This window comes from Prosthecobacter gellanilyticus, from assembly GCF_007992435.1.
Classification (GTDB): domain Bacteria; phylum Verrucomicrobiota; class Verrucomicrobiia; order Verrucomicrobiales; family Verrucomicrobiaceae; genus Prosthecobacter; species Prosthecobacter gellanilyticus.
In genome coordinates this window covers 46,201-64,017 of the sequence record NZ_BKAG01000043.1, presented here as the reverse complement: position 1 = coordinate 64,017, position 17,817 = coordinate 46,201, and the positions used below count along the sequence as shown (strand labels likewise).

The 17,817-nt window shown below is 60.1% G+C and carries 14 protein-coding genes; 9 read left to right on the top strand and 5 right to left on the bottom strand.

Annotation, left to right across the window (positions count from 1 at the left end):
- Positions 1 to 166: 166 nt before the first annotated feature.
- Entirely contained in the window at positions 167 to 2,083 is a 1,917-nt protein-coding gene (locus tag BGE01nite_RS22270; RefSeq protein ID WP_146853842.1) for an acyltransferase family protein, read from the bottom strand.
- Between the two features lie 122 nt (positions 2,084 to 2,205).
- Here BGE01nite_RS22270 and BGE01nite_RS22265 point away from each other — a divergent pair, with 122 nt between their 5' ends.
- On the top strand, positions 2,206 to 4,020 hold the full coding sequence (locus tag BGE01nite_RS22265; protein WP_146853840.1) for a DUF1549 and DUF1553 domain-containing protein: 1,815 nt from the start codon (positions 2,206 to 2,208) through the stop codon (positions 4,018 to 4,020).
- A 13-nt stretch (positions 4,021 to 4,033) separates the two neighbouring features.
- Positions 4,034 to 5,407: a DUF1501 domain-containing protein gene (locus BGE01nite_RS22260; RefSeq protein ID WP_246145780.1), complete on the top strand. Its 1,374-nt coding sequence runs from the start codon at positions 4,034 to 4,036 to the stop codon at positions 5,405 to 5,407.
- Positions 5,408 to 5,416: 9 nt separating this feature from the next.
- On the opposite strand, the gene lysS is transcribed toward BGE01nite_RS22260, so the two are convergent.
- The 4 genes from lysS to BGE01nite_RS22245 all read right to left on the bottom strand — a co-directional run bounded on the left by lysS (position 5,417) and on the right by BGE01nite_RS22245 (position 8,814).
- A complete protein-coding gene (lysS, locus tag BGE01nite_RS22255) occupies positions 5,417 to 6,916 on the bottom strand; it encodes a lysine--tRNA ligase (protein ID WP_146853836.1) in 1,500 nt (499 codons plus the stop codon).
- A 207-nt stretch (positions 6,917 to 7,123) separates the two neighbouring features.
- Positions 7,124 to 7,447 (bottom strand): hypothetical protein, encoded by a 324-nt coding sequence (locus BGE01nite_RS29610; protein ID WP_246145779.1) that lies wholly within the window; start codon positions 7,445 to 7,447, stop codon positions 7,124 to 7,126.
- Positions 7,448 to 8,248 carry an ATP--guanido phosphotransferase gene (locus BGE01nite_RS22250; protein WP_246145778.1) on the bottom strand — a complete coding sequence of 267 codons (801 nt, stop codon included), beginning with the start codon at positions 8,246 to 8,248 and terminating at the stop codon, positions 7,448 to 7,450.
- 59 nt (positions 8,249 to 8,307) lie between these two features.
- Positions 8,308 to 8,814: a UvrB/UvrC motif-containing protein gene (locus BGE01nite_RS22245; RefSeq protein WP_170266977.1), complete on the bottom strand. Its 507-nt coding sequence runs from the start codon at positions 8,812 to 8,814 to the stop codon at positions 8,308 to 8,310.
- Between the two features lie 388 nt (positions 8,815 to 9,202).
- Between BGE01nite_RS22245 and BGE01nite_RS22240 the strand changes: the two genes are divergently transcribed.
- From BGE01nite_RS22240 to BGE01nite_RS22215, 7 genes are all read left to right on the top strand, one after another.
- Positions 9,203 to 11,491: a TonB-dependent receptor gene (locus tag BGE01nite_RS22240; RefSeq protein ID WP_146853832.1), complete on the top strand. Its 2,289-nt coding sequence runs from the start codon at positions 9,203 to 9,205 to the stop codon at positions 11,489 to 11,491.
- 82 nt (positions 11,492 to 11,573) lie between these two features.
- Positions 11,574 to 12,266 carry a Fe2+-dependent dioxygenase gene (locus BGE01nite_RS22235; protein WP_146853830.1) on the top strand — a complete coding sequence of 231 codons (693 nt, stop codon included), beginning with the start codon at positions 11,574 to 11,576 and terminating at the stop codon, positions 12,264 to 12,266.
- A 143-nt stretch (positions 12,267 to 12,409) separates the two neighbouring features.
- Complete coding sequence (locus BGE01nite_RS22230; protein ID WP_146853828.1) at positions 12,410 to 13,702, top strand: PepSY-associated TM helix domain-containing protein; 1,293 nt, start codon at positions 12,410 to 12,412, stop codon at positions 13,700 to 13,702.
- Between the two features lie 127 nt (positions 13,703 to 13,829).
- A complete protein-coding gene (gene crcB, locus BGE01nite_RS22225; protein WP_146853826.1) occupies positions 13,830 to 14,210 on the top strand; it encodes a fluoride efflux transporter CrcB in 381 nt (126 codons plus the stop codon).
- A gap of 41 nt (positions 14,211 to 14,251) precedes the next feature.
- The gene (locus BGE01nite_RS22220; RefSeq protein WP_146853824.1) at positions 14,252 to 14,731 is read left to right on the top strand and encodes a low molecular weight protein-tyrosine-phosphatase; all 480 of its coding nucleotides are present in this window, start codon (positions 14,252 to 14,254) and stop codon (positions 14,729 to 14,731) included.
- A gap of 161 nt (positions 14,732 to 14,892) precedes the next feature.
- A complete protein-coding gene (locus tag BGE01nite_RS29105; RefSeq protein WP_170266976.1) occupies positions 14,893 to 15,063 on the top strand; it encodes a hypothetical protein in 171 nt (56 codons plus the stop codon).
- Complete coding sequence (locus BGE01nite_RS22215) at positions 15,056 to 17,602, top strand: ATP-dependent Clp protease ATP-binding subunit (RefSeq protein ID WP_146853822.1); 2,547 nt, start codon at positions 15,056 to 15,058, stop codon at positions 17,600 to 17,602. The genes BGE01nite_RS29105 and BGE01nite_RS22215 overlap by 8 nt, the downstream gene beginning before the upstream one ends.
- Positions 17,603 to 17,817: the final 215 nt, after the last annotated feature.

Here is a 17,817-nt window from a genome sequence, read left to right as displayed (position 1 = left end):
GGGCCCTCCGGCGCTTTCCGACGAAGCGTGTGATCCGCAACTTTCACAAGGCGTAACATCCTCAATCAACCTTCGCATCCAGCCTGTGCGAAGCATCTTGTTAGGCCTTCAAGAGCGCCGGAGGACCGGCGCACTCCAGGACGCTTCGCGACTTCGGCATCATCGATCACTTCTTGCCGAACAAAGATTCAAACAACGTCTTCATCTGCATTGAGCCGGTGATGCTCAGGTGATCGTCGTCGCTATACCAGGAAAGGCCGTCTTTGCTGGTGAGGCAGGCGGTCTTGGATTCGTTGAGGAAGAGAGGCGTGGGATCCAGCACCTGGAGGTTGGGGAAAAGCTTGTCGAGGTCGGCGAAGAGTGGCTCCTGGCGCTGGAAGTCTTTTTGATGCTGGGTCAGAGGGATAGACATCTCTTGAGGATCTTGAGTGCCCCAGCGCACCGCAGCAGCGAGGCCGCGAGGCACATTCCAGCCGGGGCGTGGAACTTGGCGCATGATCCAAACCTGGGTGCCGCTTTGTTGAAGGTCGCGCAGCGTGTCATGGAGATGCTGGCGCAAGGACTCCATCGCACCCGGTTTTCCCAAGTGGATGTCCCAACGTCCGACCAGGAGCACACGGGGGATGCGCAGGGTGCGGATGCGGTTCAGGATGGCCTCGTTCTGCGAAACGGAGCTGGCGTCTGATGGCAGTGCCTCGCCTAACAAAGGAAGCAATGCGGACCGTGTGGCCTGCGCTGCTCGCCAGCCATGCTCGCGGCATAGAAGGTCGATCACGGGAGCGACGGCCATGGCGTGGCTGTCTCCCCAGAGGAGGAGGTCGATGGGTTTGGATGTGTCCTTGATGCCGAGGGAAGGCAGGTCTCCGGCCTGGGCTTGAGAGAGGCGCAGTTCAGTGCGGAAGGCCGCATCGGTGGAGCCTTTGGCATAACGCAGCACTTCTGGAGAGATGCGAGCGGGCAGGCCTTGCAGGCGCTGAACGATGAATCCGCTGATGCCGGTGATGAGGAGCGAAAGGGCTGCGAAGGCAAAGATCCGTCGACGGCTTGCGCAGAGGGTTCTATGTCGGAAAGGCTGCTCAACCCAGCGCCAGGAGACTGCGGCCACCACGATGCTGATGACTACGATGAGCCATCTCATGCCAGCGCTCATCGGCTCCGCGCGCCAGTAGCCGCTGAAGGCGAGCAAAGGCCAGTGCCAGAGATAGAGGGAGTAGGAGATGAGGCCGATCCAGACGAAGGGGCGGGACGAGAGGATCCTCGCAGGAGTGCTGGCGGCATTCGACTGTGCCCAGATCATCATGGCAGCACCGAGGCAGGGTGGCAGGGCGGCGAGGCCGGGAAAAGGTGTGGCGCGTGTGTAGAGCAGGCCGCTGGCAATGATGGCGAGCAGGCCGAGCCAGCCTGCGATCTCGGCCGATGCCCGGCGCGGCAGTGATGATGGTGCCACTGCCACGAGAGCACCGAGCAACAACTCCCAGGCACGTGTGGGAAGAAGGTAGAAGTTTGCAGACGGTCTCGGCATGCCGAGGAAATGACTCACGGCCAGCGAGAGCAGAGCCGAGAGCGTGATGAGGACTAACCAAGGTTGCTTGGATATTTTGCGCAGCATCAGCAGCAGGAAGGGGAAGAGCAGGTAAAACTGCTCCTCCACAGCGAGCGACCAGGTGTGCAGCAGGGGATTGACCTCCGAGGCCGTGTCGAAGTAGTCGATCTCGCGGTAGAAGTGGATGTTCGAAACTAGCAGGGCCTGGGCAAGCGCGGCTCGTCCCAGCGCCATGAAGTCGGTGGGCAGATAGAGCCAGGCTCCGGCGAGCAGGCAGATCATCACCGTCACGACAAGCGCCGGCATGATGCGCCGTGCACGTCGCTCCCAAAAGGCCGCGAGGCTGAAGGTGCCCTGGGCAAGATCGCGCAGAATCAGTCGTGTGATCAGGCAGCCGGAGATGACGAAGAAAACATCCACCCCCACGAAGCCTCCACTGAAGCCCAAGCCTGCATGAAACAGCACCACCATCAGCACAGCCACCGCACGCAGGCCATCAATGGCCGGCTGATAGGCGGTGCTCGGTGGTGTCCAGGGCATGAAGGCGTGATGAGAGCGGAGAACCGCGCTCTTGTCACCTCTTCAGGCGGGAACTGTTCGCCTCAAGACACGATGTATGTCGGGAGATCGAAAAACCAGCGGTCGAATGGCGTTCTCTCCGAATGCCTAGCCGCGCTGCCATCCCTCTGATCCTGCTTTGCAGTGGTCTGGCGATGATTTTGCCTGCCGCCGAGCCTGTGGCGATTGATTGGGTCAAGGCCCGCCAGCACTGGTCCTTTGTGCCGCCGAAGGCACAGCCGCTGCCCCAGGTGAAGGACAGGTCATGGCCGCGAGAGCGCGTGGATCACTTCATTCTCAGCCGCATTGAAAAAGGCGGTCTCACGCCATCGCCAGAGGCTGAGGTGCGCACCCTGCTGCGGCGGGTGTTTTTTGACCTGACGGGCCTTCCGCCCTCTCCGGAGGAGATTCGCGCCTTTTTGGCGGACTCACGTCCTGGTGCCTATGAGCGGCTCGTGGATGACTTGCTCGGACGTCGTGCCTTTGGTGAAAAGATGGCGTCGCAGTGGCTGAATCTGGCGCGCTATGGGGAGGATCAGGCGCATCAGGTCGGCAACAATACCTCGCTCAATCTCCCGAATGCGTGGCGCTATCGCGACTGGGTGGTCGCCGCCTTTAATGCGGACCTTCCGTATGATGCGTTCATCCAGAAGCAGCTCGCCGTGGATTTGATCGAGCCGCAAAACAAGGAGGACCTTCCCGCGCTTGGCTTTCTTGGTCTCGGACACAAGCTGTATTCGCGGGGTCGTCTGGATGTACAGGCCGAGGAGTGGGCGGAGCAGGTGGACACTGTTTCACAGACCTTCCTCGGTCTCACCGTGGCGTGTGCCCGCTGCCATGACCATAAGTTCGACCCCATCACCTCGCGTGATTATTATGCGATGGCAGGCATCTTCGCTTCGATGAAGAAGGTGAGCCTGCGCCCGGATGGCAAGGATGAGGAGGACAAGACCAACGCCGACAAGATGGACCCCGGCACCCTCCACATCGTGCGTGATGAGAATCCTCGCGACCTGCCGATCTACGAGCGCGGGGATGTCGAGTCACCCGGTGGCACCGCTCCACGCGGCTGGCTGCAAGTCCTCAGTCCAGGTGATCCTGTGAAGTTCCAGCAGGGCAGTGGCCGCGCGGAACTCGCGAGACGCATCGCTGATGCCAGCAATCCGCTCACCGCCCGCGTGATGGTGAACCGCATCTGGGACATGCTTTTTGGCAGGCCGCTGGCCCATACCAGCAGTAACTTCGGCTCCATGGGCGACAAGCCCACGCATCCCGAGCTGCTGGATGATCTGGCCATCCGTTTCATGCGCGATGGCTGGTCCGTGAAGCGTCTCGTTCGTGAACTCGTGCTCTCCGCCACGTATCGGCAGAGCTGCAGCGGCAGTGCCGCGAATGCGCAGCTGGATGAAGCGAACGCCAGCTTCTGGCGCATGAACCGCCGTCGTCTGGGCATCGAGCCCTGGCGTGATGCCATCCTCTCCATCGCGGGCACACTGACTCTCGAAGGCGGTCCCTCGCTGAGCCTGGACAGTCCCGCGCATCACAAGCGCACGCTTTACTCCCAGGTCAGCCGCAAGGAGCTGAACAAGACGCTCATGCTCTTCGACTACCCGGATGCGAATGTCCACGCCGCCCGCCGTTCGGAGAGCAGCACACCGACGCAAAAGCTCTTCGTGATGAACAGCGTCTTCATGATCGAGCAGTCGAAGAAGCTCGCCCACCGTCTCCAGCAAAGCGCCAGCGATGATCCGGCCCGCATCCGCTTCGCCTATGAACTTCTCTTCGCCCGCGAACCGCAGCCCGAAGAGCTCGCCATCGCCACAGAGTTTCTTCAAGAACCCGCCGAATCCAGCCTCACCGCCTGGGAACAGTTTGCCCAGGCTCTGCTGGCCACAAATGAGATGATTTATGTGGACTGAATCAACCTCCAGCATGTCTCGCCGCGATGCTCTTCAGCATCTTTCGGCAGGCTTTGGCGCGATCGGGCTGGCGGGCATGCTCGGTGCGGCACCGAAGCAGCAGATCACGCCGAAGGCAAAACGGGTGATCTTTCTGTTCATGAACGGTGCGCCGTCGCACATCGACACTTTTGATCCGAAGCCAGCGCTGAAGAAATATGAGGGGCAGCAGCCTTCTGGAAAGCTCTACAAGGCGCCGAAGACGAGCGGGTTCATGTCCTCACCGTTGCGCTTTGAAAAGCGCGGCCAGAGCGGGATCGAGGTGAGCGAGAGCCTGCCGCGGTTGGGCAGCATCATTGATGATTGCTGCGTCATCCGTTCCATGCACACGAACGTGCCCAATCACGAGCCTGCCCTGCTCATGATGAACACCGGCAACATCCAGCCGATCCGGCCATCGCTCGGCTCCTGGGTGCTTTACGGGCTGGGCAGTGAGAATGAAAACCTGCCCGGCTTTGTCGTGCTGCGGCCCACGCCGAACATTGTGGTGGGGCCGGCCTTGTGGAGCAGCTCGTTCCTGCCCGCCGAGTTTCAGGCCACAGGCGTCATCACCTCGGACATGAGCGTGGACAAGCTCGTCGCGAACGTGCGCAATCCCGTGCTTTCCGCGCGCACGCAGCGCCGTCAGGTGGACCTGATCCAGCGGCTTAACCAACTGCATGTCGCGAAGCGTGACCATGACTCTGCGCTTGAGGGCCAGATCAAGGCCATGGAAACGGCCTATCGCATGCAAAGCGCCGCCAGTGATGCCTTCGACATCAGTCGTGAGCCTGTGAAGATGCGCGAGATGTATGGCGACACACCGTTTGGTCGTTCCTGCCTGCTCGCGCGGCGTCTGGCGGAGTCAGGCGTGCGCTTCATCAGTGTCTATTACACCAGCAGCAACAACCAGCCCTGGGACACTCATAGCGACCACTACAAACGCCATCCGGAACTGTGTGCTGACAGCGACCAGGCCTCAGCCGCGCTGATCAGCGATCTCAAGCAACGCGGTCTGCTGGAGGACACGCTCGTCGTCTGGACCGGTGAGTTTGGCCGCACGCCATACTCCCAGGAAAATCAGGACAAGAACAAGAAGACGGACCCCATGAAGCGTGGTCGCGATCATCACCACACCGCCTTCAGCACGCTGCTGGCCGGTGGTGGCATTCGCGGCGGCCTTGCCTATGGCACCTCGGATGAGCTGGGCATGAACGCGGTCGAGAACCCCGTTCACGTCCATGACCTGCACGCCACCATTCTGCACCAGCTCGGGCTGGATCATGAGCAGCTGACGTATCGCTACGCCGGACGCGACTTCCGGCTCACGGACGTGTTTGGCAGAGTGGTGAATGACATCATCACGTGACCTCGCGGGTCACGCCTCCTTGCGCTTCAACTGCGGGAAGAGCACGACGTCACGGATGCTTTCAGCACCAGTGAGCATCATGATGAGGCGGTCGATGCCGATGCCGATGCCACCGGCGGGTGGCATGCCGTGCTCGAGGGCGAGGATGAACTCTTCGTCGATCTTCTGCGTCTCTTCACCGGCCTGATGCTCCAGACGTTCGCGCTGGACGATCGGGTCGTTCAGCTCGGAATAACCGGGGCTGATTTCCTGGCCGTTGATGATGAGCTCATACACGTCGACCACGCTGTCATCGGCGGTGTTCTGCTTGGCGAGCGGCACGAGTTCTTTCGGCACATGGGTGACGAAGGTAGGGTTGAAGCTCTTCTCTTCGACGAGCTTCTCAAAGGCTTTCTGGTCGAGCTCATGATGCTCGTCGCCAGCATGGATTTCATGCACGCCGAGGCTCTGTGCACGGGTGACCTTGTCTTCCTTGCTCAGGCTGAACCAGTCTTCACCAGCAGCGCCTTTGACGAGCTCGCGATACGAAGCACGCTTCCAGGGGCGGGTGAGGTCGATGGTTTTGGTGACAGCGCCTTCTTCATCCTTGTGCTCGATGACGAGACCGCCGCAGAACTTCTCCGCGAGGTGGCAGATCATGCCTTCCACGAGGTCGGCCATCTGCTCGAAGTCGGCATAGGCCCAGTAAGCCTCGAGCATGGTGAACTCGGGGTTGTGACGGCGGGAGACACCTTCATTGCGGAAGTTGCGGTTGAGCTCGAACACGCGGTTGAAGCCGCCGACGAGCAGGCGCTTCAAGTAGAGCTCCGGGGCGATGCGCAGGTACATCTTCTGGTCCAGCGCATTGAAGTGGGTCTCAAACGGACGCGCGGCAGCACCCCCAGGGACGTCCTGCATCATCGGGGTCTCGACTTCCAGGAAGTCGCGACCATGCAGATAGGCGCGGATCTCAGCGACCATCTTGCTGCGGGTCACGAAGACCTCGCGGCTGCGGTCATTGGAGATGAGGTCCAGGTAGCGCTGGCGATACTTGATCTCCTTGTCTGCGATGCCGTGCCACTTGTCTGGCAGCGGGCGCAGGGCCTTGGAGAGCGGGGTGAGCTCCTTCACATGGATGGAGTGCTCGCCCTTCTTCGTGATGAAGGTCAGGCCCACCACACCAGCGAAGTCACCGATGTCGAGGAGGTCATTGAAAAGCGCGTAGGCTTCATCGCCGACATCGCTTTTGCTGAGGTAGCACTGGATGCGACCCGTGATGTCTCCGAGGTCGAAGAAGGTGGCCTTGCCCATCACACGACGGGAAAGGATGCGGCCCGCGACGCGGACTTCCGCGCCTTCGGCGACGAGGCCTTCCTTGAACGTGCGCTTCAGCGTGCCGGGATCCTGGGTCACCTCAAACTTGCCGCCAAAGGCTGCGACGCCACGTTTCTGCAGCTCTTCCAGCTTGTGACGGCGGACTTGCAGAAGTTCGGACTCGGTAGGTTCTGGGGCGGCGGGCGTAGGTTGCATGGCGATGTGATCCCTCGGATCGAGGGGCCGAGTCCATAGCCGGATGCGACTAGTTTGCCACTGCAAAGGTTAGGGCTGAGCCGAAACACGCATCCAGGTGCGGAGGGAAGCAGTCTTTTTAACCGCTAATGAGACGCTGATAGGACGCTAATATCCAAGGCACTCATTAGCGTTAGATGAGCGTCTGATCAGCGGTTAATCCTTGGCTCAGGCTCCTTCGGTGCCCGCTTCTGGTGGGGGCGGTTCGGGAGGTGAATCACACGGTGAATGGGCAGGGCCGCACATGGTTTGCAGCTTGGAACGGGTGATCTCGGCGCGGCGGACATCACGCTCCACGGGGGTCAGTTCGGTGCCGGCACGGAGCTGGAGATGGGCCGGCTGGATTTCCAGCAGAAGGATGTCCAGCAGGCTGCGGTCGCAGTTTTGGATGATGTCCATGTCTGCGCCGAGGCGGAGCATGGAGAGGAGGTTCAGCGCTTCCTTGGAAGTCAGAATATGCGCATGAGCCAGGATGGCGTAGGCACGCCCCACCTAGTCCTTCAGCATGATGGAGTTTTCCTCGATCAGCTTCTGGCGGGCATTGATCTCGGAGGTCACCACACGCTCGATGACACGCTCAATGGAGGTGATGATCTCGCCTTCCTTCTCGCCCAGCGTGTGCTGGTTGGAGATCTGGAAGAGGTTTCCGAGCGCTTCCGTGCCTTCACCATAGAGACCGCGCACGGCGAGGCCGATCTTGCCCACTGCCTTGATCACGGGATTGATCTGCTCCGTCAGCGCCAGGGCAGGGAGGTGCAGCATCACGCTGGCACGCATGCCGGTGCCCACATTCGTGGGGCAGGCGGTGAGATAGCCGAGCTCCTTGTCATAGGCATACGGCAGGCTTGCCTCCATCTCGGTATCGATGTGATCCACGAGATCCCAGGCACTGCGCAGGTTCAGCCCGGGGCGGATGCCCTGGATGCGGAAGTGGTCCTCCTCATTGATCATGATGGAGATGTTCTGGCTCTTATCCACCACCACGGCACACCCGGCCGAGCGCGCGGCGTGCTCACGGCTGATGAGGTGGCGCTCCACCAGCACCTGCTTCTTGATCTTGCTGATCGTCGCGTAGTCCTCGCTGTAGCGCTCCTTCATCTCCGGCAGGTCTTCCACCACGGGGCGGGCCAGGTTCAGCAGCTCCAGACGCTGATACTCCTGGCTGTAACCGGGAAAGGGGAAGCCGCGCAGGTTGCGGGCGAGCCGCACGCGGGAGGTCATGACGACATCTGAGTGTGGACCGCTGCCCTGCATCCAGTCCGCAGGGTGGTTGATCAAAGTCTTGAATTGCATGTAGCAGGGAGGAACGAGGTCCGGGAAACGATACGAGTGCGGCAGGGCAGGGGATCAGATCAACTGGTCGCCGAAAGGCGGTCGATCTCTTTTTTGATGGCGGCGGCATCCTCATAGCGCTCATCGCGCACCGCAGCGTCCAGCTGCTCCCGCAGCTTGGCCACGCTGGGAGTCGAAGGGGCCTTTTTCGGCGCTTTTGGTTTGGCCGGCGCGGGCGCTTCTTCGGTCTCGGAGACGGAAACGGCGGAGGCCGCCGGAGCGCGCCCAGGGATCTTGCCCTCATGGCGGGTGCCCTTGTGCATGGCGCGCAGCAGGTTGTCCAGGCCATCACGGAAGGCGGTGTAGCACTCCGGGCAGCCCATGCGGCCGATCTTCTTGAGCTGGGAGGCCGTGAAGCCGCAGGCGCCACAGACCACCTCGGCAGCATGGCTTTCCGGGGCATTCGTGCTGAGGAAGGCCTCGGCCAGGCCAAAACCGGCCTCATCGGTCACGCCCTTGGCCTTGGAGCACGCATCGCACAGGTTCACTGTGGTCATCTGCCCGTTGATGATTTGGGTCAGGAACACCGTAGCCTCACTTTCGCAGACGTCGCACTTCATGATTGGAGAGAGAAAATTTCAGGCGGTGTGCGCCTGATGTGATGAACTACATACGCCTGACATGCCGCCGAGGGTAACGCTTACGACAGCGTGTCTGGGGCGTCAATGACTGCGGAGACATGCTTGATCGAAGCTCACGCTCTTTCGGAGGGGGACGTCTATGGGGGACCATGTGCCTCATGGCCCCGATGTTTAGCAAAGGAGGGTGGTCAGAAGCCCGACACGCCGAGAAATGAAAAAAGAGTCACCGTTAGGTTGACATTGCTGCTTATGAGACCTAATCGCAGGAAGGTTATTTGCTACTGATTCTCAATTTAGTGAACGACTCATCACTCTCCCTTTCCTACCCGACGAAATGAAAAAAGCGCAGCCTGCTTCCTCTCTCCGCCTCCCCAGTTCCTCTTCTGAAGGTCTCCTTTTCACCTCCCTGCTCGTGGCCGCAGGCAGCGTGTCCGCCCAGACAGCCGCTCCAGTGAAGCCAGCGGACCAGAAGGCGGAAGATGCCACGGAGATCGCCGAGATCGTGGTCGAGGGAACTCAGGACAAAGTTTACAAGCCTGACCGCGTTCAGACGCCGAAGTACACCCAGCCGCTGCGTGACATCCCGCAGACCATCACCGTGGTGCCAAAATCCGTGATGCAGGAGCGCGGTGCCACCAGCCTGCGTGACGTGCTGCGCAACGTGCCCGGCGTGACCATGCAGGCCGGTGAAGGCGGCGTCCCCGCCGGTGATAACATGAGCATCCGCGGCTTCAATGCCCGCACAGACATGTTTGTGGACGGCGTGCGCGACTTCGGCGGTTTCACGCGCGATCCCTTCAACATGGAGCAGGTGGAAGTCTCCAAAGGCCCGTCCTCCTCAAATGCAGGCCGTGGTTCCACCGGCGGTTCGGTGAACATGGTCTCCAAGACCCCCACCCTGGAAGAAAGCTACGCAGGTGATGTCGGCGTCGGCACCAACGACTACTTCCGCAGCACCGTGGACATCAACCAGCCGATCGGTGATCACATGGCACTGCGGGTGAACGGTCTTTATCACACTTCATCCACATCCGGTCGTGACGAAGTGGAGGAAGAGCGCAAAGGCATTGCCGCCTCCCTGGCCTTCGGTCTTGGCACGGACACCCGGCTGACGATCAGCTACTTTCACCTCGAGTCAGACTCACTGCCAGACTATGGCATTCCATGGGTTCCGCCGAACGCTGCTACCACCACTTTCCTGAACGGTGTGGGCGAGCATGCGAATGATGACCCCCATGTGCCGTACAGTAACTTCTATGGTCTGAAGGACCGTGATTATGAGATCACTCGCACAGACATCGCCACCATCCAGTTTGAGCATGAGTTTAATGACAAGTGGAAGCTGACGAACACGGTGCGGGCAGGCCAGAGCGTGCGTGACTCGGTGATCACGGCACCACGCTTTTTCGACTCCATTGCTGGCAACGCCGCTGCCAGTTATGACGGCAGGATCACCCGTCAGATCCAGTCCCGTGACCAGAAGGACAGCATCCTGGCGGAACAGATCAACGTTATCGGAAAGTTTAACACCGGCCTTTTGAAGCATGATCTGGTGCTGGGCGGTGAGGTGATCTACGAGACTTCGAAAAACTTCGGCCGTGCCCGTAACCCTGATCCTGGCACGGGGCCTGTGGACGGCACCACGATCAACAATCCCAATCCCAATGCTCCCTTCAACGGTAGCATCATCCGAAACAAGGCCTACACCGACACCGACGCGCTTTCTCTGGCAGCTTATCTGTTTGACACCATCAGCTTGGGCGATCACTGGCAGGTCACGGGCGGTCTGCGCTACGACCGTTTCGACGTGAATTACAAATCTGTGGCTACCGTGGGCAAGGCTCCAAACTTCACGGAAGGGGCGCACACCCATCTTGGCCGTGTCGATGAGATGGTCAGCTGGCGTGCAGGCTTGGTTTACAAGCCTGTGGAGAATGGCAGCATTTACTTTGGCTACGGCACTTCCTTCAATCCCTCGGCAGAAGGTCTGGCCCTGTCCACTGCGATCCAGTCTGCCAACAATCTCAGTCTTGACCCTGAGAAAAGCCGCACCCTCGAACTTGGCACCAAGTGGGATCTGCTGGCTGACAAACTGCAGCTCACGGCTGCCGTCTTCCGCACAGACAAGACCAATGCCCGCACCTTTGACGCTGCGGACAGCACCGACACCATTGTGCTTGCTGGTGAGCAGCGTGTGCAGGGTGTGGAGTTCGGCTTCGCCGGCAGCATCACCGACGAATGGCGTGTCTTCGGTGGTTACACCTACTTGGACAGCGAGGTTCGGAAGTCTAACAACCCGCTCGAAGTCGGTCATGAAGTCCTGAACACGCCCAAGCAGAGCGCCAGCATCTGGACGGTCTATGACCTTCCGCACGGATTCCAGGTGGGTCTCGGAGCCCAGTTCACCGACACCCGCTTCAGTTCGAACGCCAGCACTGCACGTGAAGCTCCCGGCTTCTGCCTCTTTGATGCGATGATCGGCTATGAGGTGAACAAGAACTTCTCCCTCCGTGTGAACATCTACAACCTCGCTGACGAGGAGTACATCGACCGCGTGGGTGGTGGTCACTTCATTCCGGGCGCAGGCCGCTCTGCCATGCTGACGGCCAGCTATAAGTTCTGATATCTCCTGATTGAGCTACTGCCGGGCAGGTGTGAAGCGTGTGCCACGCTTCCTCTGCCCGGCCTTCCCATTTGATACCCCCATGTTGATCACCATTCCTGATGTCCTCACGCCTGAGCAAGTCGCCAAGGCACGCCAGATCCTCGATGCCGCCGAGTGGGTGGATGGCAAGGTGACCGCTGGTCACCAGTCTGCCCGCGCCAAGGACAACATGCAGATCCCGGAAGGCAGTCCTGCGGCCAAGGAACTGGGTGACATGGTGCTGAGCGGCCTCTCGAAGAACCTGCTCTTCCTGTCCGCTGCGCTGCCGCTGAAAATTTTTCCGCCGCTGTTCAATCGCTACTCCGGAGGCCAGTCCTTTGGCACGCATGTGGACAATGCCATCCGCCAGATTCCAGGCACGCCGGTGCGCATCCGCACCGATCTCTCCGCCACGCTCTTCTTCGCCGGACCGGAGGAGTATGATGGTGGTGAGCTTTGCATCGAGGACACCTATGGCGTGCACAGCGTGAAGCTGCCGCCGGGGCACATGGTGCTCTATCCTTCCACCAGTCTGCATCACGTGACACCCGTCACACGCGGCGCGCGCATTTGCTCCTTCTTCTGGCTGCAAAGCATGCTGCGTGACGATGGCCAGCGCTCGCTCATGTTTGATCTCGATCTCGCCATCCAGCGCCTGAGCTCCGAGCTCAAAGGCAACCCCGTGGCGGAAAAGACCTCCGTGCAGCTCACCGGTGTTTATCACAACCTGCTCCGTCAATGGGCGGAGATGTGACCGCCACCAGCGGAATGACGAAGGTCGAAGTCCGAATGACGAGAGAGAAACTCCGCCGCTGAGGCACGGTTACTCATCATTCAGGTATTCAAGTTTCGTCATTCCTTCGTCATTAGTCCTTCGGATTTCGTCATTCCTTCTTCATGCGTCTCACGTTTCATCGCCTCATCTTCTGGTCTCATCTCATCGCTGGTTTGCTGGTGGGAGTCATCGTGCTCTCCATGGCCGTCAGCGGCCTGCTCATCGCGTATGAAACACAGCTCATGGACTGGGCGAACCGTGACCTGCGTGTGGCCGTGCCTGCGGACAGCAGCACACGTCTCGGAGTCGAGGCCATCGTGGCGAAATCGCGCGCGGAAAATCTCTCACCGAGCGGTGTGACGGTGAAGGCAGATCCTGCCTTGCCAGTCACGGTCAGCATCGGTCGTGAAGGCACTTTTTACTTCAATCCCTACACAGGTCAGAATTTGGGTTCAGGCGCGGAGAGCTGGCATCACTTCTTCCACGCGGCCACAGACTGGCATCGCTTCCTCACCCAGACGGGGCTGGAGCGTCCTGTGGGCAAAGCCATCACGGGAGCAGGCACGCTGCTCTTTGGTTTTCTGCTGGTGTCAGGCATCTACCTCTGGTGGCCGCGCCACTGGCGTGCGGCGAATCTGAAGGCAGCACTGCTTTTCAATCGCAAGCTCAAGGGCCGCGCCCGTGACTGGAACTGGCATAACGTCATTGGCTTCTGGAGTTCCTTCCCCATGCTGCTGATCATCCTCACCGGACTGATCATGAGTTACACCTGGGCCAACAACCTGCTCTTTAAAATGACCGGGAATGAGCCGCCTCCGCCGCGCCAAGGTCCCCCGGGAGCCATGGCAGCAGGCCCTGGCGGCCCCGGTGCTGGTGGCGAAGGTCGCCGCGGTCCTGGTGGTCCCGGAGGTGCGGAAGGCGAGCGCCGCCGCGAAGGTGGCGGCTCTCCTGCGGAGGGTGAACGTCGCCGTGAAGGGGGTGGCCCTCCTGGTGAAGGCCGTGGTGGCGAACGTCCCGCAGGTCCGCCTGTGGCTGTGGAAGGGCTGGACGCCCTGCTGGCTCAAGTGCAGACCCAGCATGCTGGCTGGGGCAGCATCAGCCTGCGCATGCCCCAGGCTCCGGGCGGGCCCTTCCCGATCATGCTGGATAAGGGCGGCCGAGGCCAGCCGCATCTGCGCACAATGCTGAACCTCGATCTCGCGAAGAAAGAGATCCAGACCAGCCCGGACAACTTCGAGCAGCTCAATCTGGGCCGTCGCCTCCGCATGTATGCCCGCTTCCTGCATACCGGTGAGTTGTTTGGCTTCTTCGGCCAGACCATCGCCGTGCTTTGCACGCTCTCGGCCATGCTTCTGGTGTGGACTGGCTTTGCCCTGGCCTGGCGTCGCTTCTTCAAGAAGGCCTCGGCGCAGTGATCTGAATGATGTAGCGGGCAGGCGTCAGCATGTCGTCTTGGGAGGCTGTGAAGGCTCCCCCAACCAGGAAAGACTCACTTCTTCCTCTATATTTGCACATGCCCCGGCTTGAAGCTAAGACGTTCCGATGAAGCTCTCCCTCCTCGTTTTCCTCGGTGGCGGTCTCGGCTCAGTGCTGCGCTACTGGACCATCCTGGCGGCTCAGCGGGTCTGGCCGGACGGCACCTTTCCGCGCGGAGTGCTGATCGCGAACCTGCTCGGCAGCTTCATCATCGGCTTCCTCGTGGCCGTGCCTGTCATGAAGGCCAGGGACGCCGCCCCCTGGCTCTTTGCCGCCACCGGCGTGCTCGGCGGCTATACCACCTTTTCGAGCCTGGCGAACGACACCCTCCAGCTCTGGATCAACAACCATCCCATGCTCGCTCTATTAAATATGCTAGGCAGCATGGTCGCTGGCATCCTGGCCGCCGCACTGGGCCTCAAGCTAGGCCAGATACTCTTCTCATAATCCCTGATCTTTTATCCCTCATCGCTGCGCCCATCTCGCTCATGACCACCTTCCGCCTCCTCTTCGTCTGCATGGGAAACATCTGCCGCTCACCGGCAGCGGAGGGGGTGATGCTGCGCATGGTCCGGGAAGCCGGGCTGCATGAGCGCATCCACATCGACTCCGCAGGCACAGGTGGCTGGCATGCGGGGAACCAGTCGGATGCTCGCATGCGCAAGGCGGCAGCCACACGCGGGCTCGAGCTCGTCCATCTGGCCCGGCAGGTGACTCCGCAGGATTTGGCGGACTTTGACCTCGTCTTGATCATGGATGACCAAAACCATCAGGACATCCAGCCCTTCGATCCCGCCAGACGCCATTCAGCCAAGATCCGCTACTTCTGCGAGTTCTGCACCGTGCATGACGCCAGGGAGGTCCCTGACCCTTATTATGGCGGTCCGCAGGGGTTCGAGCATGTGCTGGACCTGCTGGAGGATGGCTGTGCGGGAGTCTTGAAGCATATCCACACGCGCCTTGCCTGATCTTTTTGAAAAGTTGAGGAAACGGATGTTTTGGAACCTCTGAAGAACTTTTGAAGCTATGGCCTGGAGTTAATGTCTGATCTTTTGATCGGCGTTCTCCAAAAATGCTTTTTGAGAAATCATCTGGAAGGGGACGTTGGTCGTAAACCTTTTTGAAACCGATGATTGCAGCCATTTCAGTGAAGCTTGAAGGGGGAAAAGCCGTTCCTGGCATGGTTGCTGCCATTGATGAATTTCAAAGGCATTTGCTTGCTCTGCCTTGCGCGCGATTTAGCTTTCACGCGGAAGGACATTCTCCAAGTCAGCCGCTGACCCTCTCCTCTAATGAATAATTTCACCCCACGCGCCCAACAGGTCCTGGCTCTTGCACGCAAAGAGGCAGATCGCTTCAACCACAACTATGTCGGGACGGAGCACATTCTTCTCGGGCTGATCAAGCTCGGCCAGGGTGTGGCTGTGAACGTCCTCGGCAAACTCGGCCTCGATCTCGAAACCGTCCGCCTGCAGGTCGAGCAGCAGGTCGGCTCCGGCCCGGAGACGAAAATGGTCGGCAATATTCCTTACACCCCGCGTGTGAAGAAGGTGCTCGCGCTCGCCAGCAAGGAAGCGAAGGCCCTCAATCATAGTTATGTCGGCACGGAGCACATCCTGCTCGGCCTGCTGCGTGAAGGTGAAGGCGTCGCCGCCCAGGTCCTGCGTAACCTTGACGTGAATCTCGACAAGGCCCGCAATGAGATCCTGCGCGAGCTCGATCCGAACTTCAGCTCCGGCGAGGAGGAAGAAGAGGAAGAACCATCCGAACCCATGACACCTGAAGGCAAAGGCGAGGAAGAACCGAAGAAGAAAAAGAAGAGCGAGAAAACTCCCGCCCTTCGCGCCTTCGGTCGCGACCTCACCGAGCTCGCCCAGAAGGGTGAGATGGATCCTGTCATTGGCCGGGTGGAAGAGATTGCACGTGTCATCCAGATCCTCTGCCGCCGAACCAAAAATAATCCTGTGCTCATCGGTGAAGCCGGTGTGGGCAAGACCGCCATCGTCGAAGGTCTCGCTCAAGAGATCGTCAACGGTAACGTCCCCGAGATCCTGCGTGACAAGCGCGTGATCACGCTGGACCTCGCCCTCATGGTCGCTGGCACGAAGTATCGCGGCCAGTTTGAGGAGCGCATCAAGGCCGTGATGGATGAGATCCGTCGTGCCAAGAACGTCATCCTCTTCATTGATGAAATGCACACCATGGTGGGTGCCGGCTCTGCCGAAGGCACCATGGATGCCAGCAACATCATCAAGCCAGCTCTCAGCCGTGGCGAGATGCAGGTCATCGGCGCCACCACGCTGAACGAGTATCGCAAATACATCGAGAAGGACAGCGCTCTCGAGCGCCGCTTCCAGCAGGTGAAGGTGGAAGAGCCTTCCGTGGATGATGCCATCAAGATCCTCATCGGCCTCAAAGGCAAATACGAGATGCACCACAAGGCGCACTACTCGGACGAAGCCATTCGCCAGGCCGTGAACCTCAGCGCCCGCTATCTCACCGCACGCTTCCTTCCAGACAAGGCCATCGACATCATGGACGAGGCCGGCTCACGCTGCCGCATCGCCGCCATGACGCGTCCGCCTGAGCTCAAGGAGATCGATGCCGAGATCGAAGCCATCCGCGTGGAGAAAGAAGGCTCCATCAAGGACCAGGACTTCGAGAAGGCCGCACGTCTCCGTGACCGCGAGAAGAATGCGAAGAAGCGCTATGACGATGTCCTCACCACCTGGCGTAACAACAACCAGGAGCGTGTGGTCGAAGTCACTGAAGATGACATCATGACCGTCGTGGCCAAGTGGACCGGCGTGCCGCTGCAGCGCATGGAGCAGGCGGAAGCCGCGAAACTCCTGAAGATGGAAACCGAGCTCAAGGGCAAGGTCATCGGCCAGGACGAAGCCGTCATCGCCATCAGCAAGGCGCTGCGTCGCAGCCGTGCGGACCTCAAGGATCCGCGTCGCCCGATCGGCAGCTTCCTCTTCCTCGGCCCAACCGGCGTCGGCAAGACCTTCCTGGCCAAGAACCTGGCCGAGTTCATGTTCGGCAGCGCGGATGCCCTCATCCAGCTGGACATGAGCGAGTACATGGAGAAGCACACCGCTTCCCGTCTGATCGGCGCACCTCCAGGGTACGTTGGTTATGAAGAGGGCGGCCAGCTTTCCGAAGCCGTTCGTCGTCGTCCTTACAGCGTCGTGCTGTTTGACGAGATCGAGAAAGCGCATCCAGATGTCATGCACCTCCTCCTCCAGATTCTGGAAGAAGGCCAGGTCACGGACAACTTCGGCCGCAAGATCGACTTCCGGAACACCATCGTCATCCTCACCTCGAACGTCGGTGCTGAGCAGATCAAGCGCCAGACCACGCTGGGCTTCGCGGCCATGACGCAGGACCATGCGGACAACGACGCCATCAAGGGCAAGATCAACGAGACCGCGAAGAAGTTCTTCAAGCCGGAGTTCCTCAACCGTCTCGACGACCTCATCGTCTTCAAGATGCTCGACAAGGAGCAGCTCAGCGTCATCGTCAATCTCGAGGTCGAGAAGGTCGTTGCCCGCCTGAAGAAGCGGAACATCAACATCTCGCTGGATACCAGCGCGACCGAGTTCCTCATGAAGGAAGGCTACGATCCGCAGTATGGCGCCCGTCCGATGCGCCGTGCCGTGGAGAAGAACATCGAAGACCCGCTCTCCGAGCACCTCCTGCGCGGCGACGTCCGCGAAGGCGATGTGGTGAAGGTGACCTTCGATCCTGAGACCAAGCGCCTGAAGTTCGCTGCCGAGGCCGCTCCGAAGCCCGAGTCCGAAGTGCCTGCGGAAGCCACCACGAGCACCACGGCTTAAGATTGAGCTGAATCAAATCACAAGAAACCCGCGTCATGAAAGTGGCGCGGGTTTTTTTGTGCGCGTGTTGAAGTCGCGAAGCGTCCCGGAGTGCGGTGGCAGAGATGCACGGGTCACCGTGCATCGTCGACACCGCTCTCGTGCGCACACAGCGCCGCCTAACAACGAAGACGCTTTCTGCGCACCAGCGGTGTCGCGCTTGAGCGCTTGCCACC